Genomic DNA, 26378 nt, shown 5'->3' with positions numbered 1-26378 from the left:
GTATACACGCACATGACTGATGCTGCTATCGGCCCGGGCAAGGCCATTACCATGCACTTTGCCATCAAGCTGGAAGACGGGCAGGTGATCGACAGCAATTTCGACACCGACCCGGTGCGCTTCACCTTCGGTGACGGCAACATCCCGGAAGGTTTCGAGCAGGCCCTGCTGGGCCTTCAGGTGGGCGATCACGTCAACCTGACCATCGCCCCCGAACGCGGTTTCGGGATGCACAACCCCAGCAACATCCAGGTGATGCCGCGCAGCCAGTTCGAGGACATGGACCTGGAGCCGGGGCTGGTGGTGTCCTTCCAGGAACCCGGTGGTGAACTGCCGGGCGTGATTACCGATTTCAACGACGACAAGGTCACCGTCGACTTCAACCACCCGCTGGCAGGCAAGACCCTGACCTTCGAAGTGGCGATCAAGGCGATCGACGCCGCTTGACGGCTGCCTGAAAAATGATCAGTCTCTGGAAACCGGTGCAAGGAATGCGCCGGCAGATGCGAACGCATATCACAGGGATGGATCATGAATACTCGCACTCCAGCGCTGCCGTCACGGCAGCAGGGGCTGAGCCTGGTGGAACTGATGGTGGCCGTTGCCGTACTGGCCATACTGATCGGTATCGGCCCCGGCACGTTTACGTCACTCATACACACCAGCCGCCAAAGCTCTGCCCAGAGCGATGTGGTCGGTCTGTTGCGCCTTGTGCGCTCCACGGCCTTGAGCCACAACCAGCGCGTCACACTCTGCCGCTCCCGCGACGGCACCCGGTGCGAGGGCACCAGCCGCAGTGGAAAACAGCGCTGGCAGGGGGCTTTGGCATTTGTTGATCTGGATCAGAACAGGCAGGTCGGGGGCGCGGAATCGGCGTTATACGTTGCCAATTTTGAATCGCCTGTGCGCATAATCTGGAACCGGGGCGACTCGCTGGTGTATCAGCCGGATGGCTCTGCACTGGGTGGCTCCAATGGAACCTTCACCATCTCCACGGCCGGTAGCACGTATTCACGCCTTGTCGTTGTATCGTTGTTGGGCCGCATTCGTACTGCTACCTCGGGTAGCTGAGATGCCGGGCATGGCGGGTGACTGTCAATCATCAGGGCTAGAGAGGATGAAATGTCTGATTTTGTAATTGTCGGTGCCGGCGTTATCGGAATGATGACGGCACGTTTTCTGGCACAGCAGGGTGCCAGGGTTAAGCTGATTGAGCGGAGCACCTGTGCCCGGGAAGCGTCCTGGGCCGGTGGCGGTATCGTCTCCCCGTTGTACCCCTGGCGCTATCAGGATGCGATTACGGCGCTGGCACTCTGGTCGCAAAGCAGTTACGTACACCTGGCGCAGGAGCTGCTGGAGGAAACCGGCTGCGATCCCGAGCTGCGCCAGAAAGGCATGCTGATGCTGGACGTGAAGCCGGAAGAAGAAAAGACCGCGCTGGACTGGGCCCGTCGTTACCACCGACCGCTGACCAAGGTCGATTCGGACTTCATCTACCAGACCGAGCCGCACCTGGCCGAAGGCTTCAAGTCCGCCATCTGGATGCCGGAAGTCGCGAGCATTCGCAACCCGCGTCTGGGGCAGGCGCTGCGTGAGAGCGTTCGCCTTAACCCGCGTATCACCCTGTGCGAAGAGAGCGAAGTCACCGGCTTCAGCCTCTTTGGCGAGCGCGTGCTGGGCGTCAAGACCGCTCGTGGCGAACATCAGGGGGGCGAAACCATCCTCGCCGGCGGTGCCTGGAGCGGTCAGCTGCTGGAACAGCTCAATCTGGGGCTGCCGGTGGAGCCGGTGCGCGGCCAGATGATGGTGTTCAAGGCGGTGCCCGGGGTCGTGGATCGGGTGGTGATGCTGGATGGCCGCTATGTGATTCCGCGCAGTGACGGCCGGGTGCTGGTGGGCAGTACGCTGGAGCATGTGGGCTTCGACAAGTCCACTACGGAAGAGGCCAGCCGCAGCCTGTTCGATACCGCCACCCGTATCGTGCCGGAACTGGCCGACTATGAGGTGGAGCACCACTGGGCCGGTTTGCGTCCGGGGTCACCGGAAGGCCTGCCCTTTATCGGGGCCGTACCGGGCTGGGAGGGTCTGCACCTGAACACCGGCCACTACCGCAACGGACTGGTGCTGGCGCCGGCATCCACCCGTTTGATGGCGGATCTGCTACTGGGGCGTTCACCCGTGGTCGATCCTGATGCATACTCTCCTGCTGGACGTTTAACCGCACGCTAAAACGCGCAGGAGATCGATGAGCACACCGATACGGGTCCTGATGGCCCAGCTGAACCTGCTGGTTGGGGATATCCCCGGCAATACCAGCCGTGTCATAGAGACCGCACTTGAAGCACGGGACCGGCATCAGGCCGATCTCGTGCTTTTTCCCGAACTGGCCCTCTGTGGCTACCCGCCCGAAGACCTGCTGCTGCGCCCCAGTCTGGAGCTGCGCATCGAGCAGGCCCTGCAGCGCCTGTACGACGAAGTGAAGGGCATCACGCTGGTGGTCGGGTATCCGCGTTACCGGGATGGCGCGCTCTACAACATGGCGGGCGTGATTCGGGACGGTGAACTGATCTGCGAATATGCCAAGCAGTGCCTGCCCAACTACCAGGTGTTTGATGAGCAGCGCTATTTCGTGGCCGGCTCCGAGCCCTGCGTATTTGAGCATCAGGGCACCCGCATCGGGCTGAGCATCTGTGAGGACATCTGGCACAGCGCCCCCACCGAACAGTTGGCCGGTGCCGGCGTGGATCTGGTGCTGAGCCTGAACGCATCCCCCTATCACATCGGCAAGGCGACCCAGCGTGCCGAGGTGGTGGCTGGCCGCGCCCGCCAGATGAATGCACCGGTGGTGTACCTGAACCAGACCGGGGCTCAGGACGAACTGGTATTCGATGGCAACTCGCTGCTGGTGTCGGCGCAGGGTGAAACCCTGTTCCGTGCCGCCCACTGTGAAGAGGGCCTGTACACGGCGCAGTTCGATCCGGCCAGCGGTCAGCTCACGCCGGAGCAGACCAGCATTGAAGAGCCTGACCAGAACGCCAGTGTGTATCAGGCTCTGGTCATGGGCGTGCGTGATTACGTCAACAAGAACGGCTTCAAGGGCGTGGTGCTGGGCCTGTCCGGCGGTATCGACTCCGCCCTGAGCGTGGCCGTGGCCGTGGATGCGCTCGGCCCCGAGCGGGTGGAAGCGGTGATGATGCCGTTCCGCTATACCTCCTCCATGAGTGTCGAGGATGCCGAGGCCGAAGCCAATGCATTGGGCATCAAGTACGACGTCATCTCCATCGAGCCGATGTACGACAGCTTCATGCAGCAGCTGCAGGGGCAACTGGCCGGCTACGCCCCGGATACCACTGAAGAGAACCTGCAGGCACGCTGTCGCGGCGTACTGCTGATGGCGATCTCCAACAAGAAGGGCTATCTGGTGCTGACCACCGGCAACAAGAGCGAAATGGCTGTGGGCTACTCCACGCTCTATGGCGATATGGCCGGCGGCTTTGACGTGCTCAAGGATATCCCCAAAACGCTGGTATACGCGCTTTCGCGCTACCGCAACACCCTGTCGCCGGTGATCCCCCAGCGCGTGATCGACCGTCCGCCGTCGGCGGAGCTGGCGCCGGACCAGACCGATCAGGACAGCCTGCCGGACTATGACGTACTGGACCGGATTCTGGAGCTGTACGTGGAGCGGGACTACTCGGCACAGGCGATCATCGACGAAGGCTTTGAGCCGGCCGATGTGAACCGGGTGCTGCGACTGGTCGACATCAACGAATACAAGCGCCGTCAGGCGCCGATCGGCCCCCGCGTCACCCAACGCGGCTTCGGTCGGGATCGCCGCTATCCGATTACGTCGGGCTGGAAGGCGGGCATCTGAGCCCGCTGTCACAGCGACAGGCACTCATAACGAAAAGGGCCCGCAGATGCGGGCCCTTTTGCGATTCAGACTCAAGCGGGGTGTTTATTCCGCTGGCGCGCTTTCTTCTTCGTCATCGAACACGCCGAAAGTCATGCGGCTGAACCAGGAGCGTTCTTCCTGCTCGGCCTTTTCATCGGAGGCACGTGACTGGGCATCGGCACGCTGACGGTCAGCCAGTGGCACCGGGCGGGCCGGTTCGGCCGGCGGTTCGCCGCCCAGCAGGCCGAAAGTGGCGGTCTGCAGCAGGGTTGCGCTGCGCTGCTTGAACGGACGTACTTCATACTCCGGGTAGTTAAGCTGCAGCACTTCACGGGAGTTGTTGGCCAGATCGTGCATGCCCAGCTCGGTGTAGGCTTCAGCCATGATCGCCAGTGCATCGGGCACGGCCGGGGTTTCCTGCAGGTTTTCGACCACGTAACGGCCACGGTTGGCAGCGGCCACCCAGGCTTCGCGCTTCATGTAATACGCGGCCACATGGATTTCGTGTGCGGCCAGGCGGTTCTTCAGGTACTGCATGCGCTTCTGGGCATCCGGCGCGTACTCGCTGTCCGGGTAACGGTTCAGCAGGGTGGAAAAACTTTCAAAGGACTCCAGTGCTGCACCGGGATCACGCTGGCTCACATCGATCGGCAGGTACTTTTCCAGGAAGGAGCGGTCCTGCTCAAACGCGGTCAGACCCTTCAGGTAGTAGGCGTAGTCGATGTTGTCGTGGTTCGGATGCAGGCGGATGAAACGATCGGCGGCGGCACTGGCTGATTCCGGCTCGTAGTTGCGGAAGTAGGCATAGATCAGCTCGAGCTGGGCCTGCTCGGAATAGCGCCCGAACGGGTAGCGCGCTTCCAGCAACTGCAGCTTCTCGACTGCCAGTTCATAGTTGTCCGCTTCCAGTGCACTGAGCGCTTCGTCATACAACTGCTGCTCGGGGACATCCGGCGCCACCTTCTCGTCGCCGCCAAACCAGGAGCAGGCGGAAAGCAGGCTGAACAGCACGAGGGTGACTAGGAGTTTCAAGGGTCGCATGTTTATCGTTCCTGATACTGGAGCCGGATTCGGCGTGAGCGGCCTGGTTCGGTTATACTGGCCTGAAAATTCCGGTCTATTTAACCATAACCGGAGCCCATGCCCAAACCTCCGCCGACGAAGAATCATACAGATGTCAGAACAGCTAGAACTCGATGTGCAGGTCCCGACCGAGATGTTTGGCATGCGCCTGGATCAGGCCGCAGCCCAGCTCTTTCCGGACTACTCCCGCTCCCGTATTCAGGGCTGGATCAAGGAGGGTACGCTCAAGGTGGACGGCGAGGTGAAACGCCCGCGCGACAAGCTCAACGGCGGCGAGTCGATCAGCGTGCGTACCGAGCTGCAACGGATCGAGCAGCACGAGGGCGAAGATATTCCGCTGGATATCGTCTATGAAGACGACGATATTCTGGTGATCAACAAGCCGGCGGGTCTGGTGGTACATCCGGCGGCCGGGCATGACAGCGGTACGCTGATGAACGCGCTGCTGCACCACTGCCCGAACATTGATCAGGTGCCCCGTGCCGGTATCGTGCACCGTCTGGACAAGGACACCACCGGCCTGATGGTGGTGGCCAAGACCATCGCCGCCCAGACCGAACTGGTGGCCCAGCTTCAGGATCGTTCCATGGGCCGCGAATACGAAGCGGTGGTCAACGGCGTCATGACCGGTGGCGGTTGCGTGGACGAGCCCATGGGACGCCATGCCAAAAACCGCCAGAAAATGGCCGTGGTCGGGCTGGGCAAGGAAGCGGTAACGCACTACCGCCTGCTGGAAAAATTCCGTGCCCACACCCACATCCGCCTCAAGCTGGAAACCGGCCGGACGCACCAGATCCGTGTCCACATGGCGCACATCAACTATCCTCTCGTGGGTGACCAGACATACGGGGGGCGCTTCCGTCTGCCCAAGGGCTGCAGCCCGGCGATGCAGAAAACGCTGCGCAATTTCCGCCGTCAGGCGCTGCATGCCAAGAAGCTGGAGCTCTGGCATCCGGCCACCGGGGAACTGGTCTCCTGGGAAGTGGATCTGCCCGAAGACATGCAACAACTGCTGGCGGTCCTGAAGAAGGACGCTGAAGAGTACGACTACGAGCTATGAAACTGATTCGGCCACAGCACCCGCTGGCGCCCGGTGTGCAAGCACTTACCACCACCCGTGATGGCGGCGTCAGCCAGCCGCCCTGGAACAGTCTGAACCTGGGTGATCACGTGGGGGACAACCCGGCGGCCGTGGCCGAAAACCGTGCGCGTCTGGAACAGGCGCTGGGCATTCAAACGCCTCAGTGGCTGTCACAGGTACATGGCATCAACGTTGTACCGGCCCGGGCCGATGGCCGGGTACGTGAGGCGGATGCCTGCTGGACGCGTATGCCCGGTGTGGTGTGCAGTGTGATGACGGCAGACTGTCTGCCGGTGCTCTTTGCCGATGAACGCGGTGATCAGGTGGCGGCTGCCCATGCCGGCTGGCGCGGCCTGCTGAACGGCGTACTCGAAGCAACGCTGGCCACCTTTCACGAGCCGCAGCGAGTACACGCCTGGCTGGGGCCGGCCATCGGCCCACTGGCGTTTGAGGTGGGGCCGGAAGTGAAGGCATCCTTTACCGCCCAGCATGCCGACGCCGAAGTCGCCTTTCAGCCCTCGCCCATGCATGACGGTCGCTGGCTGGCGGATCTCTACCGGCTGGCCGAGCAGCGCCTGCAACGGGCCGGTGTCGGCCGGATTACCGGCGGTGATCACTGTACCTTCACGGAGCAGTCCGATTTCTTCTCCTACCGCCGTGATGGCCAGACCGGTCGCATGGCCAGCCTGATCTGGATTGAGTAAGTACCTGCTTACTTGATGAAAAAAGGGGCTGACCGCCAAAGGGTTCAGCCCCTTTTTTGTGCTCAGCCAATGGCTCAGGCGCCGATCACGCCGCCATCTTCACGCTGTACCATCATGATGGTGGAGCGCGGCTTGCTGTCGCCGCCCGCCGGGAAGTGAGAGGGCGCGCCCTTTTCACCCGGATGCTGCACGCCGATGAAGACGGTGCGCTGATCCGGCGAGAAGGTCAGGCCGGTGATCTCACAGGCGATGGGGCCGGTGGCAAAACGGCGGATCTCGCCGGTCTGCGGATCGGCACAGAGCATCTGGTTGTTGCCCATGCCGGCGAAGTCGCCTTCGTTGCTGTACTTGCCGTCGGTCTGAATCCAGAGCCGACCGACCGGGTCGAAACCGATGCCGTCCGGGCTGTTGAACATGTTGTCGGCGTTGATGTTGTCGCTGCCGGCATAGAGCCCGTCCTGCACCACCGGGTTACCGGCAATGGCAAACAGATCCCAGTCGAAGCGGTTGTCCACATGGCTGCCCTGATGCGGCCACCAGCGCAGGATCTGACCGTAGTTGTTTTTGGCACGCGGGTTGGGGCCGCCCACCGGCTGATTTTTGCCTTCCACACCCCGGTTCTTGTTGTTGGTGAGGGTGCAGAACACCGCCTTGTTGTCCGGGTGTACGGCAACCCACTCCGGGCGGTCCATGGTGGTAGCACCCACCTGAGTGGCGGCTTCACGGGCGAAGATCATCACTTCTGCCTGGTCGGCAAAGCCGTTCTCGGCGGTCAGGCCGTTCTTGCCGTGGGTCAGTTCGATCCACTCGCCCTGTCCCTTGATCTCACCGTCATTGGCGGTGAAACGTGCCACGTAGAGCGTGCCTTCTTCCAGCAGATCACGGTTGGCCTGCTGATTGTTCGGGTTGTAGGTGCCTTTGGAGACGAACTTGTACAGGTGCTCACCGCGCTCGTCATCGCCCAGATACACCACCACATGACCGGAGTCATCGATGGTCAGGGCAGCGTTTTCATGCTTGAAGCGGCCCAGTGCGGTGCGTTTCTTCGGCGTGGCGTTCGGGTTCATCGGGTCGATCTCGACCACCCAGCCGAAACGGTGCGGTTCGTTCGGGTGCTTGGCCAGATCGAAACGCTCGTCGTGACGGTACCACTGGTAACGACGGTTGCCGGCTTTCAGGCCATAGCGGGTTTCACGGGCCGGCAGCTCGACTTCATCCTGAGCGGACGCAAAGTACCCGTGGAAGTTCTCTTCACAGGTCAGGTAGGTGCCCCAGGGGGTCTGGCCGTTGGCGCAGTTGTTGAACGTGCCCAGCGGCTTGCGACCGGACGGGTCGGCGGCGGTTTGCATCAGGGCATGGCCGGCCGCAGGGCCGGTCAGTTCCATCGGCGTGTAGGCGGTGATGCGGCGGTTGTAGTCGGACGCCGGGTTCAGCTGCCACTCGCCCTGAGCGTTGCGGCGAATCTCGAAGATGGAGACGCCGTGCGCCGCCTGGGATTTCTTCACTTCGTCAGCGGTCAGGTCCTGCTTGCCGCCGTGAGCAAACAGGTACTCGTAGTTGGTGTACTCGTTGTTGACCGCCAGCAGGGCGCGGTCTTCGCTGAGCGGGAACAGGCTCATGCCGTCGGTGTTGTCACCGAACTGGCCTGCCTGCGCTGCCGCGTTCTGGGTGCCGGAGGCATCAAACGCCGGTGCGCCTTTCAGAATGGGGTCGCCCCAGGAGATCAACGGCTTGGCGACGTAGCCTTCGGGCACCACAAAACGGTCGGCGGTGCTGGCGGCAACGGCCTTGAAGCCCATCAGTGTGCTCTGGGTCGGGTGCGTGGCAGCGGCAACGGCCCGAGCCAGCGGGCTGGCGGCCAGGAACAGGCCCATGGAGGCCGCACCGCCACGCAGGAAGTTGCGACGGCTCACGCCCTTGGCGGTAAGACGGTCAAAATCGGTCTGCTCAAGCTCCGGGTGGTCTTCAGGGTCAAAGCGATCGTGCTGATTCATGTCACAGGTCCTGTTATTGGTCGTTGCCGAAACAGGCAAGGTTTTATCAGTGTGCTATTACAAAAATAAGACGGTTTACTGCTGTATAAGAAATAACTAATTTAATTCCGCTCAGCTCTTGAAGCGCTCGCAACCGGCCATATCTATAGAGGTAACAGAAATGGCCAGAGGGTTCGGGTGTTTTGCCGGACAGACTGGCACAGCGAGATCCACAGGAGACCTCATGCGACCCGACAAATTTACATCACGACTTCAGGAAGCCTTGTCGGATGCCCAGTCACTGGCCATCGGCAAGGATCACAACATGATCGAGCCGATCCACCTGCTGGCCGCATTCCTGCAACAGCAGAACGGTTCGGTAGCGCCGCTGCTGCGTCAGGCCGGTGCCGACCGGATGAACCTGACCACCAGGGTGGGCGAAGCCCTCGACCGCCTGCCGGTAGTCAGCAACCCGGACGGCGAGATCCGCCTGTCCCAGAACATGGCGCGCCTGTTCAACGTGACCGATAAGCTGGCCCAGCAGCGCGGCGACCAGTACATTGCCAGCGAACTGATCCTGCTGGCCATGCTGGAGGACAAGAGCGACGCCGGCAAGGTGCTGAAAGAGGCGGGCGTTACCCGTCAGTCACTGGAAACGGCCATCAACAACATGCGTGGAGGCGACAGCGTGGACGACCCCAACGCGGAAGAAACCCGCCAGGCGCTGGACAAGTACTGCATCGACCTGACCGAACGTGCCGAGTCCGGCAAGCTGGACCCGGTGATCGGCCGTGACGACGAAATCCGCCGCACCATTCAGGTGCTGCAGCGTCGCACCAAGAACAACCCGGTCCTGATCGGTGAGCCCGGTGTGGGCAAGACCGCCATCGTGGAAGGGCTGGCGCAGCGCATCGTCAACGGCGAAGTGCCGGAGGGCCTCAAGCGCAAGAAAGTGCTGGCGCTGGATATGGGCGCGCTGATCGCCGGGGCCAAGTTCCGCGGCGAGTTCGAGGAGCGTCTGAAAGCGGTGCTGAACGAGTTGAGCAAACAGGAAGGCCAGATCATCCTGTTCATCGACGAGCTGCACACCATGGTTGGCGCCGGCAAGGGCGAAGGGGCCATGGATGCGGGCAACATGCTCAAGCCGGCACTGGCGCGCGGTGAACTGCACTGCGTGGGTGCCACCACCCTGGACGAATACCGCCAGTACGTGGAGAAGGACGCCGCGCTGGAACGCCGCTTCCAGAAGGTGATCGTGGATGAGCCCTCCGAGGAGGACACCATCGCCATTCTGCGTGGCCTGAAAGAGCGTTACGAAGTGCACCACGGGGTGGATATCACCGACTCCGCCATCATCGCGTCGGCCAAGCTGAGTCAGCGCTACATCACCGACCGTCAGTTGCCGGACAAGGCGATCGACCTGGTGGACGAGGCCGCCTCGCGTATCCGCATGGAGATGGACTCCAAGCCGGAAGAGATGGACCGCCTCGACCGCCGCCTGATCCAGCTGAAGATGGAACGGGAAGCGTTGAAGAAAGAGAAAGACGAGGCCTCGCGCAAGCGGCTGGAAGAGCTGGAGCACAACATCAGCCTGCTGGAGAAAGAGTACGCCGACTTTGAAGAGGTATGGAAAGCCGAGAAGGCCAGCGTGCAGGGCTCCCAGCAGATCAAGGAACAGCTCGATCAGGCCCGCGTGGAGATGGAGCAGGCCCGCCGCGCCGGTGATCTGGGCAAGATGTCCGAGCTGCAGTACGGCCGCATCCCGGAACTGGAGAAACAGCTTCAGGCCGCCGACACCAGCGAGCAGAAGGCGGAAGAACACAAGCTGCTGCGCAACAAGGTGACCGAAGAGGAGGTGGCCGAAGTTGTCTCCCGCTGGACCGGCATTCCGGTCAGCAAGATGCTGGAAGGCGAGCGCGACAAGCTGCTGCGGATGGAAGACGCCCTGCATCAGCGCGTGGTTGGACAGAGCGAAGCGGTGGTGGCCGTGTCCAACGCCGTGCGCCGTTCCCGTGCCGGTCTGGCCGACCCCAACCGCCCCAACGGCTCCTTCCTGTTCCTCGGCCCGACCGGGGTGGGTAAAACCGAGCTGTGCAAGGCGCTGGCCAGCTTCCTGTTCGATACCGAGGAAGCGATGGTGCGCATCGACATGTCCGAGTTCATGGAGAAACACTCCGTGGCGCGTCTGATCGGTGCACCTCCGGGCTACGTGGGCTATGAAGAGGGCGGCTACCTGACCGAAGCGGTGCGCCGCAAGCCCTATTCCGTGCTGCTGCTGGACGAGGTGGAAAAGGCGCACCCGGATGTGTTCAACATCCTGCTGCAGGTACTGGAAGACGGTCGCCTGACCGATGGTCAGGGCCGCACCGTGGACTTCCGCAACACCATCGTGGTGATGACCTCCAACCTGGGCTCGGATCTGATTCAGAACTACAGCGACGATGACGATTACGACCTGATGAAGAAGGCAGTGATGGAAGCCGTGGGTACCCACTTCCGCCCCGAGGTGATCAACCGTATCGACGAGGTGGTGGTGTTCCACAGCTTGCGCAAGGAGCAGGTGTCCGGTATCGCCGAGATCCAGCTCGACCGCCTGCGCAAGCGCCTGGCCGAACGCGAGCTGAGCATCAAGCTGACCAGCACCGCTCTGGACAAGCTGGTGGAAGTCGGCTTCGAGCCGATCTACGGTGCGCGTCCGCTCAAGCGTGCGATCCAGCAGTGGATCGAAAACCCGCTGGCGCAGCGGCTGCTGGCCGGCGAGTACGAGCCGGGCCGCGAGATCGTGGTGGATGTGGAAGCCGGGGAATTTGTGTTCCGCTGATGCTTGTCTGAGCGCATTACCTGTCTGAATAAAGGGCCTGCCGGGAAACCGGCGGGCCTTTTTTGCGTCAGCCCTTTGGCCTCACGCAGGTTAGCTGCCTGCGAAAGTGACGCCTGTTGCCCAGTTCAGCCTTCCTTTGCGTCGTATCCAAATATTGAATCGGCACGTACAGGTATGTGGAAGTAGCTGAACTATACTCAGACCGTTGAGTATCACTCAAAAGAGAGGTGGGTCATGTCCAGATTAAAAACCATGTGCTTTACGGCACTGTTAGCGTCAACGCTGTCTGCAACGGCTTTGGCGGGCCACTGCCCCATGGACGGCAAAGCGATAGAAAACGGACTCGCCAACATCAAGGTCAGCGATGAGGTGCGCACTCAGGTGATGCAGCTGCACGATGAAGGTATGGCCGCACACAAGGCTGGTGATCATCGGGGAGCCGAGAAGAAACTCGCCGAGGCTATGCGGATGCTGCTGAACGCCAGTTCGATGTAACGCCGGGCATCAGAATAGAAGCCTGCCGAGAGATCGGTGGGCTTTTTTTGTTTAGGGGGCAGAGTGCCGTATTCCGGTGTTCGGGATTTTACTTAGGTTGGGTAGTCAGCTCAGATTCGGCTGGCTATAGTGTTGGGAATGGATGACAGGGAGTACCGTGCCGGATAGTTGAAGGCACGGATGCAGTCAGCACGAAATGAAGGAGTATCAGGGATGGCCTCAACCCGCCTATGCTTTTCTCTCATGCCTTCATGGCTGCCTTTACGGGCATTATCCGTTGCACATGCTCCTGCCAATCGGTTTTACCTTTTTGGCAATCTTCTTAAAACTTTATTCTTACTGATCAGTTGGCTATATGGTGCTGAAAGAATTAAAAAGTATACCTGATAATGATTATTATGAGGTAGAAATCCTCATAATTGTGCTGTTAAATAACTATGTATAAAAAAAGATTTCTTCGATCAAAAATTCCTCATACTATGCTTGGGATTATAGTATGGCTTATCGTTTATATAACCTTTGTTAAAAACAGTGAAAAATTATCAACGCATCTAGTACTACCTATTACAAATTATTTTAACTTTTCTGGAAGTACTTACGAAAATATCTCGTTTGCGCTAGGGATTTTCACGGTTTTGGTCCTACATTTTTTTATTATTCCGAGATTGTTACCTACTAAATGTCCTAGGTGTCATAAACGGAGTCTATTGTTATATCTATATATACATAGTGTTGCCTATAAGTGTAAAAAATGTAGATGGACATCGGATAATGTTGGAAGTTTTCTTTAAAAAGGCACAGCATTTGCTCCCGCTAGTCGCCGGAACCGTCAAAATGCTACGCTTTTTGCCGGTCTCTGTGTGTGGCGTTAGAACGTGGGTTGAACGGAATAATTTTAGTATATAGGAAAAAGTAAAGTGAATGATCGAACAGAAAAAAATGAAATAGAAAATGAGTCTGAAGCGAATTTGAAAGGTGATAATAGTCCAGTAATGACATCAGAAGAACTTGAAGTTCCAGATGTAATTGACACCTTTCTCCACAGGATTCTTGATATTGAGGATTGTGCAAAGGAATATATTTTAGCGGCATTAAAAAGTTATGAAGATAATGCGAAAAAGCTAAAGGGTGATATTGAAAAATATCAAAAGGAAATTGAAGAGGATAAAGAAGAAACTGCTAGGGTTTTGACGATTAAGGAATTGAGGAAAACCATAAGGGAAATCGAAAGGCACAATAGGTCATCACCTGTAACTACTCTGGAAAGAAGCCTTTTTATAAGTCTATTTTCCGCATTTGATAAATTTGTTGGCGACCTAATAACTGTTTTGTATAGAAAAAATCCAGATTTATATAAAAATATCAATAAAGAGATTTCTTTACCGGAAGCATTGAAATATGAATCTATGGATGAACTTAGACAAGTATTTTTGGATAAAGAAATCGAAACGATCAGAAGAAAAAGCTATATTGAACAATTCAAGGATCTTGAAAACAAGTTCTCTATTAAACTTACCAAGTTTGATGAGTGGCCATACTTTATAGAGCGTGCCCAGAGACGGAACTTATTTACTCACTGCGATGGAATAGTCAGCAAACAGTACTTGGACGTTTGCCGAGAAGTTGGATGTAAAATAAAACAGGATATAGTAGAGGGCGATCAACTAGAAATAGGGGCAAAATATCTTTTCCAGTCATGCATGCTGATCGCTCATGTTGGGACTATGTTAGGGCATACTCTTTGGCGCAAAATATTTGATAAGGATATTGAAAAAGCTGATACCCACCTTAGCAATATCGTATTTAATTATTTGCATATGGAGCACTGGGGTAAAGCTATATCAATCAGCAAATTTGCTCAGAGTCTCCCAAATATATCTACCGACGAAATGGAACGGATATTTTCAGTAAATCATGCAATTGCACTTTGTTCGATTGACAAGCGAAAAGAGGCAAAGGAAATTTTAGATAAGAAGGATTGGTCAGCGACTACATATGATTTTAAGTTGGCCTATTCAATTCTTACAGGTGATTACTCTAAAGCAGAAGAAATAATGTGTAAGATTGGAAAAGAGGGTGAATTAATAAATGAGATCGCATATCACGATTGGCCGTTGTTTAGAGAGTTCCGTGATTCTAGCGAGTTCTATAGTGGTTACGAAAAGGTATATGGATATAAATACTCTTCTAAATTAAGTCAGATTGCAGAAACAAGAAAATCTGAAGTGGAGCAAGCTGAAGAGTTAGCGTGCGAATCGCAGTTCTAAGAAAGTTATGAAATTGACCTCAATACGCTGCGCTTCTTTCGGCAATTTATAACGGCGTTAAGCACCTACAAGGAGAGTGCTATGGAAATCAAAGTGAGAGTAGGCGATAGCGAAGAAAGGACTTGGCGCGATGATGCAACTACAGTTGGATAAATGAGCAAATAGGAGCTCGATTAAGCGCCGGAGTATCGGTATGCGTTATTGTTATCGTCAATGGTATTGGGGTGCGTAATCTAATATCCGCAGCTGGAGACTGTGCTGGTTCCGGAGGTGTAGGAGGAACTCCTAAATATAGCGGTGAAGAGCAGTATATAATCGATGCATGGCAGAATATTGGTGTGCAAGAAAGACCTGTAAATGCTGGGAAATTAACTGCGTTTATGTAGCAGGTAAGCCACTACTAAATTATCCATACTGTAAAGTGACAGTATTAATCTGACACGCCTCCCCGTATGAGTGAGTGCTGCAAGCGTTATTAAATATAGGAATACAATAAAATGGATTTTGTCCCACTTATCAGTCAGGTGTTCAGTACACTCTGGTATCTGATTCCTCTTTTTATCCTTGCAGGTGTTCTCAAGTCACCCTGGTTCAAGGGCGTGATGGGCGAGCTGATCGTTAACCTGTCAGCAAGGTACCTGCTGGATCAAAATCACTACCCCCTTATCAAGAATGTGACCCTGCCAGCCGCTGAGGGGACGACTCAGATCGATCATGTGATCGTGTCCGCTTACGGCGTGTTTGTGGTCGAGACGAAAAACATTCAGGGCTGGAGCTTTGGCAGCCCGCATCAGAAGCAGTGGACGCAGAAGATTTTCAAGCATTCCAGCAGGTTTCAAAGTCCGCTGCATCAGAACTACAAGCACCTCAAGGCGCTGCAAGGGCTGCTGAGTCTGGAAGAGTGTAAGTTGCATGCTTAAGCTTGGTGATAGCCTGAGCGAAGGGGCATCGTAACTGCTCAGGATCTGGCACCGAGACGTGAGGCACCTATGCGCTTCGGTGTGCGGTGCTGCCAAAACATGTATGAGCTCCGGAGGGGCCAGGAATTGTGAAGAGACTCTTGCTTGCGGTCGTTTCAATGCTCGTTGCCGGCACCGCTGCGGCCGAGCCGTCTGGTCCGTTGGTGGATACTCAGTGGCGGCTGGTGGAATTCCAGTCCATGGATGATGCGCAAGGAATCACCCGCCCCGATGAGCACGCGCTTTATTCCCTGTCGCTGCACGGTGATGGGTCTGCCAGTTTGCAGCTTGGCTGCAATCGCGTCACTGCCAGCTGGTCTGCGCAGCAGGCAAGCGATGCGACCAGTGGGCATTTTGAGTTGGGTGCGGTTGAGGGGGTGTCGGCTGTCTGCCCGCCCACGTCCTTGGAAAAACAGATCCTGTCGCAGGCCGGGTTCATCCGCTCGTACCTGCTGAAAGAGGGCCGCCTGTATATGAGCCTCATGGCCGATGGCGGCATTTATGCATGGGCGCCCAATACCGGTGGCTGGTCGGCTGCCGATGTGCCCGCTGCCCCGGAACAGGGCGGGCCGCGCAACTGGGAGGTGATGACGACGTTGAACCTGCGCGCGCAACCGAATACGTCTGCACCGGTGCTCACTCAGTACGCCGCTGGGGCGCTGCTCGACAATCTGGGCTGCCAACAGGGGCTGGGCCGATACTGGTGTGACGTTCAGCAGCTGGGCGGTGGCCCGCGTGGATATGTGGCCGCGGAGTATCTCCGCCCGGCCGTATCACCGGATGGCAGTGTGGCCTTGGGGCCGGATGACTCGGCACTGCGCGCCGGTCAGGGCGAGTATGATGCAACGGGCATGTTGCCGTGTGGACAACACACCGGGCAGCCAATGGGCCAGTGCGAGTTCGGCGTTGCCCGTGCAGGTGGCGGTTATGCGACGGTGGTTATCCACAAGCCTGATGGCCGTACCCGTGCGATCTTCTTCCGTATGGGCATCCCCATCAGTGCGGATGTCAGCGAGTCGGAAGGGTACCTCAAGTTCGGGGCAACGAAAGAAGATGACCTGCACCGTATTCGGGTCGGCAGCGAGCGCTATGAAATACCGGATGCGGTGGTACTGGGCGGATAATGGCCATCTTGCCGGATGACTTTCAAATGGGCTGCCTCGCACCTGAAACGGAATACCAGCCATCATGAATATCAGAAGTTACTTGGATGAGTGGTCGCGTGACATCGCAGACCTGTTTTACGCGTCTGTTCACGCCATTGATCCGGCTGTTTATACACAGGAACAAAAGGATGCCTGGGCACCCGCGCCTGTGGATTATGACCGCTGGTCTGCGCGACTGGCTGAGAAACAGCCTTTTGTGGCGTTGATGGAAGGCCGGGTTGCGGGCTTTATCGAGCTGGACCCTGATGGCCATATCGACTGCCTCTATACCCATCCGGATTATCAGGGCAGGGGTGTTGCTTCCTCGCTCTACGAATATCTGCTTGCAGAGGCGAAGCAGGCAGGCATCACGCGCCTGTATGTTGAGGCATCCCTTGTCGCGAGGCCCTTCTTTGAGCACCGTGGGTTTGCGGTCATCAAGGAGAACAGGGTGCACCGGAATGGGGTGGCGCTGGTCAATTTCTCTATGCAGAAGCAGCTTGGCCTCATCCCTGAGGCCAGCAGCACTTAGAGCGCTCGGATCTTGCTGATCTCTTCACTGGAGATACCCAGCGATTCGAGAAACTTCTGATGCTCTTCAGGTTCCAGTTCCTCAAACTTCTGATGCCACTTGGTCATGTCACTTTCAGTGAAGCCGGCGGCGGTCATAATGGCGACCCAACGTTCTTTATTCACAATCTTTTCCTCTAACAGATCAGGTTCTTGAAGCAGCACAACAACGGCTTTCTGCTGTGCTCGCAGGTTTTGGATCTCTCTCTCCAGCTCATTGAAATGGTCTTTCAATATCTGCGTTTGAGATTGTCCATCTCGCTTCAACAATGCATGGATGCTTGCAACCGGCAGTCCGTAGGAGCGGTAGGAGGTGATGGCTCTCAGGCGTTCAACCTCTTCCTCACCGTACCAGCGGTAACCGTTCTCGGAACGGCAGGCCGGCAGCAGCAGTTGCTCCTTTTCGTAATACAAAATGGTGGTTCGCGAGATACCAAATTGTCTGGCGAGTTGAGTGACTGTCAGCATATAAGCTCCATCGTTGACCGAGAATCTGCATCCTGAGCCCTGCACCTGTAGACGGGTCAACACTTGATTGTAACCGGCTCGGTTGCGCCTTCAGTTGACTTCTGCCGGGGGCTGGCGCTAATGTGTGCGCTCTTATCCATTCACCGGCCACAGATACAGGAGGTGCTCAATGTTCTCTTTCCACGCACACACAACCTCCAAGTCAGTGGCAACTCTCGCGCGAATCTGACGATTCCCCGCCTTTGATTGTCACTGATCCGATCTTTTTGATTTCAGGATCATGACATGTTTGAAACACTTGAACGTATTAACCGGCGGCCTGCCGTCTGGTCGCAGTATACGGCTGCGCAGCTGTGGAATGATGAGCATACCTCCAAACAGATGCTGGCTTTCCACCTCAATCCGGATGTGGATATCTCGTCACGTAACCGGGCCTTTATTGACCGCTCCGTGGACTGGATGCAACGCCGTTTTGATCTGGGGGAAGGCTCCCGCGTCTGTGACTTCGGCTGTGGGCCGGGGCTCTACACGAGTCGCTTTGCCGCACTGGGTGCGCAGGTCACGGGGATCGATTTCTCCACTCGGTCCATCCGCTATGCCCGTCAGCAGGCTGAAGCGGCTTCGCTGCCCATCCAGTATGTAAACCAGAACTATCTGCAGTTTGAAAGCAACGAACGCTACGACCTGATCACACTGCTGATGTGTGACTTCTGTGCACTCAATCCGCAGCAGCGACAGCAGTTGCTGGCGCGGTTTCATGCGCTGCTGGATGATGCCGGGCATGTCGTCTTCGATGTTTACAGTCTGGCAGGGTTTGCAGCCCGTGCTGAATCAGCGGCCTATGCGCCCAATCTGATGGACGGGTTCTGGGCTGAGGAGGCGTACTTCGGGTTTCACAATACCTTCCTGTACCCGGATGAGCAGGTCGCGCTCGATCAGTTTGTGCTCTTCACTCAGGAACGTGAGTGGGAGGTCTATAACTGGCTGCAGTACTTCAGCTCCGAGGCATTACGCCAGGAGGTGGAGTCGGCCGGTTTCAAGATTGAAGCCTTGCTGGGAGATGCAGCGGGAGGTGAGTACGATCAAAACAACAGTGAGTTCGCGGTTGTGCTGAGCAAAGGGTAAACTCAAAAAAATGGCCTGCTCAAGGGCAGGCCATTCCGTGTCCTTTGGCGGGTGCTTAACCCTGGCGCAGCGGCTTCAGCAGGAAGCTGAAAAACGCACGTACGCAGTCGCGCTGGGCGCGCATCTGGTCACGTTGCACCTGGTGCACATCAATGCCACCCTGACCATTCTGGTAACGGTGCGGAATGCTGCCGTGATCCGGTGCCAGATGGGGGATCTGAGCGTCATTGTTATCCTGGCGAGCCAACAAGCCGCCATCTTGAAAGTACTGCGCTTCGCCTGAAGCTATCATATGCTGACCTCCTTAGCCTCGCCCTATAACAGGTGCAGATGAGTTGAAATTTCTGGGCGCATGCTAATCACTTTCTATACTGCATACGATTCCATAAACGTGAGTACGGACTTTGCAAAAACGAACAGCAGGACAGGCGGCGATTCCCGCACGGATGACCTCGAAGTCGCGCAACCGTCTGGCGTGGAATGACTTCGAGATTGTGCTGGCCATTGCGACCACCGGATCCCTATCGGGAGCGTCCCGCGCACTGGGGGTGAGCCATGCCACGGTGTTCCGGCGACTGGCTGATGTGGAGCGGCGGTTGGGGGTCAAACTTTTCGAGCGCAGCCGCTACGGCTATCAGCCGACGCTGGCGGGGGAGGAGCTGGCGGAAACCGCCCGCATCATGGATCAGGCCGCCATTGCCGCCGAACGGCGGGTGGCCGGGCGCGATCTGGAGCCGCGGGGTGAAATCTGGGTGACGACCACCGATTCCCTGCTGATGGGGCTGCTGGCGCCGCTGTTTAAGGAGTTTCAGCACACCTATTCCGGCATCCTGCTCGATGTGGCGGTGTCGAACCAGTTGTTCAACCTCACGCGCCGAGAAGCGGATGTGGCCATCCGCCCCTCCAATGAGCCGCCTGAAAACCTGATCGGCAAACCGCTGAGTACCATCGGACAGGCCGTGTATGCGCATCGCAGTTTTGGCCTCACGCCGGGGGCGTCCATTGACGCGTTGGCCGGTTATCCCTGGATCGGGGCAGGACCCCGGTTGCAGGATTCGGAGCTGGACCAGTGGATGGAGATGAAGGGGCTGAGCAATGCCTGCGTATTCCGGGTGGATACGCTGGTGGGTATTCTCAGTGCGATCCGTTCACAGATGGGGCTGGCGGTGCTGCCCTGCTACCTGGCCGAGTCGGACCCGGATATTGTGCAGTTGACCGACCCCATCCCCGAACTGGAATACGGCCTCTGGTTCCTGATGCACCCGGACCTGCGCGGTGTGGTAAGGATTCACACGCTGATGGACTATCTGACCGATGCGATCCGCAGCCAGTCCGAACGCCTGGCCGGTCCGGCGCTATAATCGCTGTTTCGCGAATGAGCAATTGATACGGAGAGGCTGAATGTCCGGTTGTGGCTGTGAGATGGAAGCGCGCAACGCGCAGGAGCGCAAAACGCTGCTGATCGTGCTGGTGATCAACGCTCTGATGTTTCTGTTCGAGTTCGGGCTGGGTTGGGTGGCGCAGTCCACGGGCCTGGTGGCGGATTCACTGGATATGCTGGCCGATGCCTCCGTGTATGCGATCAGTCTCTATGCCATTGGCCGCAGTGCCCTGCTGAAGCAGCGGGCGGCGCGTTACAGCGGTTGGCTGCAGATCGGGCTGGCGCTGCTGGTGCTGGTCGATGTGCTGCGCCGCTTTCTGCTCGGCAGCGAACCGGTCAGCGGGCTGATGATGTCGGTGGGGCTGGTCGCGCTGGTGGCCAATGTGATCTGCCTGAGCCTGATCATGAAACACCGCGATGGAGGTGTGCACATGCGCGCCTCGCTGATTTTCTCTGCCAATGACGTGATCGCCAACGCCGGGGTGATTCTTTCCGGTGCGCTGGTCTGGTGGCTGGGCAGCCGCCTGCCGGACCTGGTGATCGGTCTCATCATTGCCCTGCTGGTGCTGCGTGGCGGCGTGCGCATTCTGCGCGAGGCGGCTGAAGAAGCGACAAGCTGTGAGGGAGGCGCGTGAGCAACCTCAAGGACAACATTCCGGCTGAGCTGCCACAGGAAGTGTTCACCGACCTGCTGGTGGCCGAGGGGGTACGGATCGAGCGCATTCTGTCGCAGGGGCACAGCTCACCGGCATCGGGCTGGTACGATCAGGACGAGCATGAATGGGTGCTGGTGCTTGAAGGTGCGGGCGAGCTGACGTTTGAAAACGGGGACAAGGTGCAGTTGAGGGCGGGTGATTATCTCAATATTCCGGCCCACACCCGTCATCGCGTGAGCTGGACCGACCCGGAGCAGCGTACCGTCTGGCTGGCGGTGTTCTACCGCTGAGGAAAGCCGAGCTCTGCCCTCGGGTTTAAACACCTGTTTTTTGCCTTGAAACAGGGCTCGGGGGTTCAGTCGCGGTTCACTTTGTGGGACAGTGTAAACAGTTATCCCGTTGTTCGGACAAACAGCTACCGATGAGCAAACTCAATATTCTGGTCGTGGATGATGCGCGCTTCATTCGTGAACGTGTGACGTCCATGGTCCGGGAGTCCTTTCCCGATTTCACGGTCATGGCCGTAGAGAATGGCGCCCAGGCCATCAGTGCCATGCAGCAGAGGCAGTTCAACCTGATCCTCTGCGACTGGGAGATGCCCGAGATGAGCGGCCTTGATGTGCTGCAGTGGTGTCGTGCCCAGGACGCGTATAAATCGACCCCCTTTTTGATGGTGACCAGCCGTGGTGAGCGCGAGTACGTGCTCAAGGCCATTCAGGCGGGCGTGAACGATTACCTGGGCAAGCCGTTCACCCGTGAGCAGTTGGTACAGAAAATGGTCAAGGCGCTCAGCAAGCAGCAGAAGCTGAGCCCGGAACAGCAGGCGCGCGCCGCGGCCATGCTGCAGGCCGATGAACAGAAAAAGGGCGGGGCGCCTGCCGCCCGCGCCGGTGCCGGCAAGCCCAAGGGGCTGGCCCAGATCCGCAACAGCAAGCAGACCTTCCGTTGCGCCATCAAGGATCTGAATCTGCGTGAAGTGAAAGTCGTCATCAAGAATGAAGGCAGCTTTCCACAGGTGCTGGAGCAGGTGGTGGTCGATATCGAACAGCTCTCCGGCGACAGCGTGGCGCGTATTAACGGCTTTGTGACGCTGGTGCAGGCCACCGAGCAGAAGCTGGATGCCGCCTATGTGGATGTGCTGGTCAGCTTCATGGACGATGATCCGGACAAGATGGCGCATCTGTCCAAATACATTTCCAGTGTGCGCTGATGAAATTGCTGACGGCTTTCCGAACCCCTGTGCTGCTGGCGCTGTTGCTCGCCGGCTGTGCCGCGCCACCGCCAACCCCGAAAGCGCCGCCTGCGCCTGAGATCAGTGTGACACCTGTGCCCTTGCACCCGCTGACGCTGCGCGTGTCAGGTCAGGGGCTGACCGACACTCTGGTGACACACTATCTGCAGGGGCCCTACTACCGTCTGTCATTGCCGCTGCTGCTGGATCAGCAGTACCGGCAGGTCGACAGCCAGCAGCCTGAGCCGCGCCGTTTTCTGGCGATCTATCGCAGCCAGCGGGACTGGGGCAGTGTCTCGGTCACGGCGGGCCGGGGCAGCATCATGAATGCGTTTCGGGTGCAGGGCGGTGGTCGTGATGGCTATGCGCTGGTGCTGAAGCAGGTGCGCATCTGCCTGAATGCCGATGCCGACAACGCGCCCTACTGGCAATCCGGTCGCTGGGTGTTTTCACCCTCGCGCCCCGGTCGCTTTGAATGCAGCGGCCGTACCCGCGGTTCCCTGTTTCAGAAAGGCTCCGGCCTGCCGGGCCTGCTGGGACCCTATGCCGAGGACGGTGATACCGTTCTGTTTGATACCGACTGGACGCGGCTGCAGCAGATTGCGGCTCGTCTGTCCGCTCGTTTCCCGCACCTGAGGGTGCCTCATATCCAATAGGGCCCGCTCGGGCCCCGGACCGTTTACATGCTCAGTTATCAGCACGGCTACCACGCCGGCAACTTCGCGGATGTGCACAAGCACCTCGTCCTGAACCTGCTGCTGCAGGCCCTGAATCGAAAGGCCAAACCCTGGAGCTACCTGGAAACCCACGGTGGCCGTGCCCGCTATGATCTGGAAGGTGATCAGGCACTGAAAACCGGTGAATATCAGGGCGGTATCGGCCGTCTCTGGCATCAGGCCCTGCCGCAGGACGCCGAGGGGTACATGGAGCAGGTGACGCGCGAGAATCAGGATGCGCTGACCTGTTACCCGGGCTCGCCGCTGCAGGCTGCCGGCATGGCGCGCGAGGATGACCGTATCAGCATCATGGAGCTGCACCCCGCCGAGGCGGATGCGCTCAAGGCGGTGTTTCGTCAGGATGCGCGCGTGGCTGTCCATCATCGGGACGGTTATGAAGGGGTGCTGTCACAGATGCCGCCCAGGCCCAATCGCGGCGTGGTGCTGATCGACCCGGCATTTGAGGTGAAGAAGGAGTATCAAGACCTGGTGCGTTTTATCACCAAGGCGTACAAGCACTGGCCCAACGGCTGCTTTGCCATCTGGTACCCGCTGCTGCCGGCCGATCTCTGGCGCAAAATGAAGCAGGATCTGAAAGACACGGGGATTCGCAAGATGCTCTGCGCCGAGCTGGAAATTATGCCCGCCAGCGGTGAGCGCGGCATGTACGGCAGCGGCATGCTGGTGATCAATCCGCCCTGGCAACTGGATCATACGCTGGAAGCGCTGTCGCCCTGGCTGACGGAACGGCTGGAACTGGAGAAGGGGCAGGGCACCTGGCGCGTGGAGTGGCTGGTGCCCGAGTAACGCGGATCAGTAGAGCGCTTTTTCGTCGCGCACCACGTCGATCAGCAGCTCAAGGAAGAGACGATCGGCATCGCTGTGCTCGATGGGAATCTTCACATTGGTGGTGGAGGTCAGCTCTTCGGCAATCAGCACTTCGGCGTTTTTCTCGTTGAAGTGCTTGCGGGCGATCTCCAGTGCCTTGTCACTGATATCCGGCTCTACCAGAACCTTGCGGATAAAGCGCAGCAGTTCATTGATGACGCGCTCCTTATTTTTAATCTCGGCAACACTCATCGTGTGCTCTCCGGCGCAAAACTGAAGTCGCACCTACTATACCGCCAATAAACGGTAACGCCCAGCCTCTAACCTTGGTGGTAGATGGCCGTTTCACGGGCGGTAGGCGGTTGATTGGAGGTTGTCAAGGTGCGAGAATGGAAGGCTATTTGTTTTCTAGGCTTGCGGTGGTAGGAAATCCCGAGACCGCGGGTGGTTTTAAGCGCTACCCGGCTTAAGTCTCAGACAGGTCTGTCCGGTAAGAAGATCCTCGCCTGGACAGTACCCGAACACGTGCCATCGAACGGGTTCCGCCTCGGAATCTGCATCGCGGTTGCGACACCATCAGACCGCGAGCGGCCGTGTTCAACGTTGCAGAAACGCTGAAACTGTTAGTTCACCGGCAAAGAGTGCCGGTGCTGAGTAGAGGGTACAACAGTGGAATTACTTTCAGGCGCAGAAATGGTCGTACGCGCCCTCAAAGACGAGGGCGTTCAGTACATCTATGGCTATCCGGGCGGTTCGTTGCTGCATGTCTACGACGCCCTGTTCCAGCAGGAAGATGTACAGCACATTCTGGTGCGCCATGAGCAAGCTGCAACTCACATGGCGGATGCTTATGCGCGCGCAACCGGCAAGGCCGGCGTCGCGCTGGTGACATCCGGCCCGGGTGCCACCAATGCCGTGACCGGCATCGCGACCGCTTTCATGGACTCCATTCCGATGGTGGTCATTACCGGTCAGGTCATGAGCCATCTGATTGGTGAGGATGCGTTCCAGGAAACCGACATGCTGGGCATCTCCCGCCCGGTGGTCAAACACAACTTCAGCGTACAGCGTCCGGAAGACATTCCGGCCATCGTGCGCAAGGCGTTTCATATTGCCGAAAGCGGCCGTCCGGGCCCGGTCGTCATCGACCTGCCCAAGGATATGACCACCCCGACCGAACGGTACCCGTACGAGTATCCGAAGCAGGTGAAAATGCGTTCCTACACGCCGATCACCCGCGGTCATACCGGTCAGATCAAGAAGGCCACCGATCTGCTGCTGAACGCCAAGCGTCCGGTCATCTATTCCGGTGGCGGCGTCATCATGGGTGATGCCAGCGAGCAGCTCACCGAGCTGGCCCGTCTGCTGAACTTCCCGGTCACCAACACCCTGATGGGGCTGGGTGGCTACCCGGGGACCGATCGTCAGTTCATCGGCATGCTGGGCATGCACGGCAGCTACGAAGCCAACATGGCGATGCACCATGCGGACCTGATTCTGGCCGTAGGCGCCCGTTTCGACGACCGTGTCACCAACGCGACCGACAAGTTCTGTCCGACCGCGAAGATCGTGCACATCGATATCGATCCGGCCTCCATCTCCAAGACCGTTCAGGCGGATATCCCCATTGTGGGACCGGCCAAGGTGGTGCTGGATGAAATGGCACAGCTGGTGAAAAACAGCAAGAAACAGCCGGATGCCGATGCACTTAAGGCCTGGTGGCAGCAGATCGACGAGTGGCGTCAGCGTCACGGCGGTCGCTACCGCACCGACGATTCCGAGCTGATGAAGCCGCAGCAGGTTATCGAAATGCTGAGCCTGGTCACCAACGGCGATGCCTTCGTGACCTCCGACGTGGGTCAGCACCAGATGTTCGCGGCGCAGTACTACAAGTTCAACAAGCCGAACCGCTGGATCAACTCAGGCGGCCTCGGCACCATGGGCTTCGGTCTGCCGGCAGCCATGGGCGTGAAAATGAACTTCCCGGATGCCGACGTGGCCTGTGTCACCGGCGAGGGCAGTATCCAGATGAACATTCAGGAGCTCTCCACCTGCAAGCAGTATGACCTGCCGGTGAAGATTCTCTGCCTGAACAACCAGTCGCTGGGTATGGTGCGTCAGTGGCAGGACATGAACTACGAGTCCCGTCACTCTCAGTCCTACATGCAGTCGCTGCCTGACTTCGTCAAGCTGGTCGAGTCCTACGGTCACGTGGGTATGAAGGTCGACAAGTATTCCGACCTGGAAGGGGCCATGCGCGAAGCCTTCGCGCTGAAGGATCGCCTTGTATTCATGGATATCGCGGTCGATCCGTTCGAGCACGTATATCCGATGCAGGTACCCCGTGGTTCCATGCGTGACATGTGGCTGACCAAGACAGAGAGGACCTGAGCATGCGCCATATCATTTCCGTCCTGATGGAGAACGAACCGGGTGCCCTGTCGCGTGTTGTGGGTCTGTTCTCCCAGCGTAACTACAACATCGAATCGCTCACCGTGGCACCGACCGAAGACGCGACCCTGTCGCGCCTGACCGTCACCACCATCGGCAATGACCGTGTGGTGGAGCAGATCACCAAGCAGCTCAACAAGCTGATCGACGTGGTGAAGGTGGTCGACCTGTCCGAAGGTGACCACATCGAGCGTGAAGTGATGATGATCAAGCTGAAGGCCAGCGGCCAGATGCGTGCGGAGATCAAGCGTACCTGCGATATCTTCCGTGGTCAGATCATCGACGTAACGCCGACCACCTACACCGTGCAGCTGGTGGGTGCATCCGACAAGCTGGATGCCTTCATCAGCGCGCTGGGCAGCGCTTCCATCATGGAAGTGGTGCGCTCGGGTGTGTGTGGTATTGCGCGTGGCGAGAAAGTCCTGAGCCTCTAAAAGCTATCTGCGTTGCCGATGCAGCGTTAAAAGCAGGCTCAAAATGCTCATTTAGTTTACTAAACTGCGCTTTTTCGCCAGCTTTTGCCTTGCCT

Annotated in this window: 26 protein-coding genes; 21 read left to right on the top strand and 5 right to left on the bottom strand. The window is 57.9% G+C overall.

Annotated features, from left to right (window positions below; genetic code table 11):
- Positions 1 to 12 precede the first annotated feature (12 nt).
- From H9C73_RS11120 to H9C73_RS11105, 4 genes are all read left to right on the top strand, one after another.
- Entirely contained in the window at positions 13 to 447 is a 435-nt protein-coding gene (locus H9C73_RS11120; RefSeq protein ID WP_209287900.1) for an FKBP-type peptidyl-prolyl cis-trans isomerase, read from the top strand.
- 84 nt (positions 448 to 531) lie between these two features.
- Positions 532 to 1071 carry a GspH/FimT family pseudopilin gene (locus H9C73_RS11115; RefSeq protein WP_209287946.1) on the top strand — a complete coding sequence of 180 codons (540 nt, stop codon included), beginning with the start codon at positions 532 to 534 and terminating at the stop codon, positions 1069 to 1071.
- 51 nt (positions 1072 to 1122) lie between these two features.
- Positions 1123 to 2229 carry a glycine oxidase ThiO gene (gene thiO / locus H9C73_RS11110; RefSeq protein ID WP_209287899.1) on the top strand — a complete coding sequence of 369 codons (1107 nt, stop codon included), beginning with the start codon at positions 1123 to 1125 and terminating at the stop codon, positions 2227 to 2229.
- Between the two features lie 16 nt (positions 2230 to 2245).
- The gene (locus H9C73_RS11105) at positions 2246 to 3874 is read left to right on the top strand and encodes an NAD+ synthase (protein WP_209287898.1); all 1629 of its coding nucleotides are present in this window, start codon (positions 2246 to 2248) and stop codon (positions 3872 to 3874) included.
- Between the two features lie 84 nt (positions 3875 to 3958).
- On the opposite strand, the gene H9C73_RS11100 is transcribed toward H9C73_RS11105, so the two are convergent.
- Positions 3959 to 4936 (bottom strand): outer membrane protein assembly factor BamD, encoded by a 978-nt coding sequence (locus tag H9C73_RS11100; RefSeq protein ID WP_209287897.1) that lies wholly within the window; start codon positions 4934 to 4936, stop codon positions 3959 to 3961.
- A gap of 133 nt (positions 4937 to 5069) precedes the next feature.
- Here H9C73_RS11100 and rluD point away from each other — a divergent pair, with 133 nt between their 5' ends.
- Both rluD and pgeF read left to right on the top strand, forming a co-directional pair.
- On the top strand, positions 5070 to 6038 hold the full coding sequence (rluD, locus tag H9C73_RS11095; RefSeq protein WP_209287896.1) for a 23S rRNA pseudouridine(1911/1915/1917) synthase RluD: 969 nt from the start codon (positions 5070 to 5072) through the stop codon (positions 6036 to 6038).
- Positions 6035 to 6763 carry a peptidoglycan editing factor PgeF gene (gene pgeF / locus H9C73_RS11090; RefSeq protein WP_209287895.1) on the top strand — a complete coding sequence of 243 codons (729 nt, stop codon included), beginning with the start codon at positions 6035 to 6037 and terminating at the stop codon, positions 6761 to 6763. Before rluD ends, pgeF begins: the two co-directional genes overlap by 4 nt.
- Positions 6764 to 6837: 74 nt before the next feature.
- Here pgeF and H9C73_RS11085 read toward each other — a convergent pair whose 3' ends face one another.
- Complete coding sequence (locus H9C73_RS11085) at positions 6838 to 8757, bottom strand: PhoX family protein (RefSeq protein ID WP_209287894.1); 1920 nt, start codon at positions 8755 to 8757, stop codon at positions 6838 to 6840.
- Positions 8758 to 8980: 223 nt separating this feature from the next.
- On the opposite strand from H9C73_RS11085, the gene clpB reads away from it, so the two are divergent.
- The 6 genes from clpB to H9C73_RS11055 all read left to right on the top strand — a co-directional run bounded on the left by clpB (position 8981) and on the right by H9C73_RS11055 (position 16955).
- A complete protein-coding gene (gene clpB, locus H9C73_RS11080) occupies positions 8981 to 11557 on the top strand; it encodes an ATP-dependent chaperone ClpB (RefSeq protein WP_209287893.1) in 2577 nt (858 codons plus the stop codon).
- A 234-nt stretch (positions 11558 to 11791) separates the two neighbouring features.
- Entirely contained in the window at positions 11792 to 12052 is a 261-nt protein-coding gene (locus tag H9C73_RS11075; protein ID WP_209287892.1) for a hypothetical protein, read from the top strand.
- 917 nt (positions 12053 to 12969) lie between these two features.
- Positions 12970 to 14319 carry a hypothetical protein gene (locus tag H9C73_RS11070; RefSeq protein WP_209287891.1) on the top strand — a complete coding sequence of 450 codons (1350 nt, stop codon included), beginning with the start codon at positions 12970 to 12972 and terminating at the stop codon, positions 14317 to 14319.
- 497 nt (positions 14320 to 14816) lie between these two features.
- The gene (locus H9C73_RS11065; protein ID WP_209287890.1) at positions 14817 to 15239 is read left to right on the top strand and encodes a nuclease-related domain-containing protein; all 423 of its coding nucleotides are present in this window, start codon (positions 14817 to 14819) and stop codon (positions 15237 to 15239) included.
- A 128-nt stretch (positions 15240 to 15367) separates the two neighbouring features.
- Positions 15368 to 16402, top strand: a complete 1035-nt coding sequence (locus H9C73_RS11060; RefSeq protein ID WP_209287889.1) for an SH3 domain-containing protein — start codon at positions 15368 to 15370, stop codon at positions 16400 to 16402.
- Between the two features lie 64 nt (positions 16403 to 16466).
- Entirely contained in the window at positions 16467 to 16955 is a 489-nt protein-coding gene (locus tag H9C73_RS11055) for a GNAT family N-acetyltransferase (RefSeq protein WP_209287888.1), read from the top strand.
- Here H9C73_RS11055 and H9C73_RS11050 read toward each other — a convergent pair.
- Positions 16952 to 17524, bottom strand: a complete 573-nt coding sequence (locus H9C73_RS11050; RefSeq protein WP_328797970.1) for a MerR family transcriptional regulator — start codon at positions 17522 to 17524, stop codon at positions 16952 to 16954. The genes H9C73_RS11055 and H9C73_RS11050 overlap by 4 nt on opposite strands.
- A gap of 222 nt (positions 17525 to 17746) precedes the next feature.
- On the opposite strand from H9C73_RS11050, the gene H9C73_RS11045 reads away from it, so the two are divergent.
- A complete protein-coding gene (locus tag H9C73_RS11045) occupies positions 17747 to 18586 on the top strand; it encodes a class I SAM-dependent methyltransferase (RefSeq protein ID WP_209287887.1) in 840 nt (279 codons plus the stop codon).
- Positions 18587 to 18641: 55 nt separating this feature from the next.
- On the opposite strand, the gene H9C73_RS11040 is transcribed toward H9C73_RS11045, so the two are convergent.
- Positions 18642 to 18878, bottom strand: coding sequence for a hypothetical protein (locus H9C73_RS11040; protein WP_209287886.1), 237 nt, complete (start codon positions 18876 to 18878; stop codon positions 18642 to 18644).
- Positions 18879 to 18990: 112 nt separating this feature from the next.
- On the opposite strand from H9C73_RS11040, the gene H9C73_RS11035 reads away from it, so the two are divergent.
- The 6 genes from H9C73_RS11035 to H9C73_RS11010 all read left to right on the top strand — a co-directional run bounded on the left by H9C73_RS11035 (position 18991) and on the right by H9C73_RS11010 (position 23377).
- The gene (locus H9C73_RS11035; RefSeq protein ID WP_328797969.1) at positions 18991 to 19947 is read left to right on the top strand and encodes a LysR family transcriptional regulator; all 957 of its coding nucleotides are present in this window, start codon (positions 18991 to 18993) and stop codon (positions 19945 to 19947) included.
- Positions 19948 to 19987: 40 nt separating this feature from the next.
- Positions 19988 to 20602, top strand: a complete 615-nt coding sequence (locus H9C73_RS11030; protein ID WP_209287885.1) for a cation transporter — start codon at positions 19988 to 19990, stop codon at positions 20600 to 20602.
- The gene (locus H9C73_RS11025) at positions 20599 to 20913 is read left to right on the top strand and encodes a cupin domain-containing protein (RefSeq protein ID WP_209287884.1); all 315 of its coding nucleotides are present in this window, start codon (positions 20599 to 20601) and stop codon (positions 20911 to 20913) included. The genes H9C73_RS11030 and H9C73_RS11025 overlap by 4 nt, the downstream gene beginning before the upstream one ends.
- 131 nt (positions 20914 to 21044) lie before the next feature.
- A complete protein-coding gene (locus H9C73_RS11020; RefSeq protein WP_209287883.1) occupies positions 21045 to 21833 on the top strand; it encodes a response regulator in 789 nt (262 codons plus the stop codon).
- Complete coding sequence (locus tag H9C73_RS11015) at positions 21833 to 22510, top strand: hypothetical protein (RefSeq protein WP_209287882.1); 678 nt, start codon at positions 21833 to 21835, stop codon at positions 22508 to 22510. Before H9C73_RS11020 ends, H9C73_RS11015 begins: the two co-directional genes overlap by 1 nt.
- A gap of 27 nt (positions 22511 to 22537) precedes the next feature.
- Positions 22538 to 23377 (top strand): 23S rRNA (adenine(2030)-N(6))-methyltransferase RlmJ, encoded by an 840-nt coding sequence (locus H9C73_RS11010; RefSeq protein ID WP_209287881.1) that lies wholly within the window; start codon positions 22538 to 22540, stop codon positions 23375 to 23377.
- A 6-nt stretch (positions 23378 to 23383) separates the two neighbouring features.
- On the opposite strand, the gene H9C73_RS11005 is transcribed toward H9C73_RS11010, so the two are convergent.
- On the bottom strand, positions 23384 to 23650 hold the full coding sequence (locus tag H9C73_RS11005; RefSeq protein ID WP_209287880.1) for a hypothetical protein: 267 nt from the start codon (positions 23648 to 23650) through the stop codon (positions 23384 to 23386).
- A gap of 417 nt (positions 23651 to 24067) precedes the next feature.
- Between H9C73_RS11005 and H9C73_RS11000 the strand changes: the two genes are divergently transcribed.
- Both H9C73_RS11000 and ilvN read left to right on the top strand, forming a co-directional pair.
- On the top strand, positions 24068 to 25789 hold the full coding sequence (locus H9C73_RS11000) for an acetolactate synthase 3 large subunit (RefSeq protein WP_209287879.1): 1722 nt from the start codon (positions 24068 to 24070) through the stop codon (positions 25787 to 25789).
- Positions 25790 to 25791: 2 nt separating this feature from the next.
- Positions 25792 to 26283, top strand: a complete 492-nt coding sequence (gene ilvN / locus H9C73_RS10995; RefSeq protein ID WP_209287878.1) for an acetolactate synthase small subunit — start codon at positions 25792 to 25794, stop codon at positions 26281 to 26283.
- Positions 26284 to 26378: the final 95 nt, after the last annotated feature.

The sequence above is a fragment of the Marinobacterium alkalitolerans genome (genome assembly GCF_017776525.1).
GTDB lineage: Bacteria > Pseudomonadota > Gammaproteobacteria > Pseudomonadales > Balneatricaceae > Marinobacterium > Marinobacterium alkalitolerans.
The sequence above is the reverse complement of the archived record's forward strand: the minus strand, read 5'-3'. Positions and strand labels throughout refer to the sequence as shown.

Excerpts from the sequence above, each read along its gene's own strand:
- H9C73_RS11120 (WP_209287900.1), top strand. The coding sequence starts at position 13 with ATGACTGATGCTGCTATCGGCCCGGGCAAGGCCATTACCATGCACTTT.
- H9C73_RS11115 (WP_209287946.1), top strand. The coding sequence starts at position 532 with ATGAATACTCGCACTCCAGCGCTGCCGTCACGGCAGCAGGGGCTGAGC.
- thiO (WP_209287899.1), top strand. The coding sequence starts at position 1,123 with ATGTCTGATTTTGTAATTGTCGGTGCCGGCGTTATCGGAATGATGACG.
- H9C73_RS11105 (WP_209287898.1), top strand. The coding sequence starts at position 2,246 with ATGAGCACACCGATACGGGTCCTGATGGCCCAGCTGAACCTGCTGGTT.
- H9C73_RS11100 (WP_209287897.1), bottom strand. The coding sequence starts at position 4,936 with ATGCGACCCTTGAAACTCCTAGTCACCCTCGTGCTGTTCAGCCTGCTT.
- rluD (WP_209287896.1), top strand. The coding sequence starts at position 5,070 with ATGTCAGAACAGCTAGAACTCGATGTGCAGGTCCCGACCGAGATGTTT.
- pgeF (WP_209287895.1), top strand. The coding sequence starts at position 6,035 with ATGAAACTGATTCGGCCACAGCACCCGCTGGCGCCCGGTGTGCAAGCA.
- H9C73_RS11085 (WP_209287894.1), bottom strand. The coding sequence starts at position 8,757 with ATGAATCAGCACGATCGCTTTGACCCTGAAGACCACCCGGAGCTTGAG.
- clpB (WP_209287893.1), top strand. The coding sequence starts at position 8,981 with ATGCGACCCGACAAATTTACATCACGACTTCAGGAAGCCTTGTCGGAT.
- H9C73_RS11075 (WP_209287892.1), top strand. The coding sequence starts at position 11,792 with ATGTCCAGATTAAAAACCATGTGCTTTACGGCACTGTTAGCGTCAACG.
- H9C73_RS11065 (WP_209287890.1), top strand. The coding sequence starts at position 14,817 with ATGGATTTTGTCCCACTTATCAGTCAGGTGTTCAGTACACTCTGGTAT.
- H9C73_RS11055 (WP_209287888.1), top strand. The coding sequence starts at position 16,467 with ATGAATATCAGAAGTTACTTGGATGAGTGGTCGCGTGACATCGCAGAC.
- H9C73_RS11045 (WP_209287887.1), top strand. The coding sequence starts at position 17,747 with ATGTTTGAAACACTTGAACGTATTAACCGGCGGCCTGCCGTCTGGTCG.
- H9C73_RS11040 (WP_209287886.1), bottom strand. The coding sequence starts at position 18,878 with ATGATAGCTTCAGGCGAAGCGCAGTACTTTCAAGATGGCGGCTTGTTG.
- H9C73_RS11030 (WP_209287885.1), top strand. The coding sequence starts at position 19,988 with ATGTCCGGTTGTGGCTGTGAGATGGAAGCGCGCAACGCGCAGGAGCGC.
- H9C73_RS11020 (WP_209287883.1), top strand. The coding sequence starts at position 21,045 with ATGAGCAAACTCAATATTCTGGTCGTGGATGATGCGCGCTTCATTCGT.
- H9C73_RS11015 (WP_209287882.1), top strand. The coding sequence starts at position 21,833 with ATGAAATTGCTGACGGCTTTCCGAACCCCTGTGCTGCTGGCGCTGTTG.
- H9C73_RS11010 (WP_209287881.1), top strand. The coding sequence starts at position 22,538 with ATGCTCAGTTATCAGCACGGCTACCACGCCGGCAACTTCGCGGATGTG.
- H9C73_RS11005 (WP_209287880.1), bottom strand. The coding sequence starts at position 23,650 with ATGAGTGTTGCCGAGATTAAAAATAAGGAGCGCGTCATCAATGAACTG.
- ilvN (WP_209287878.1), top strand. The coding sequence starts at position 25,792 with ATGCGCCATATCATTTCCGTCCTGATGGAGAACGAACCGGGTGCCCTG.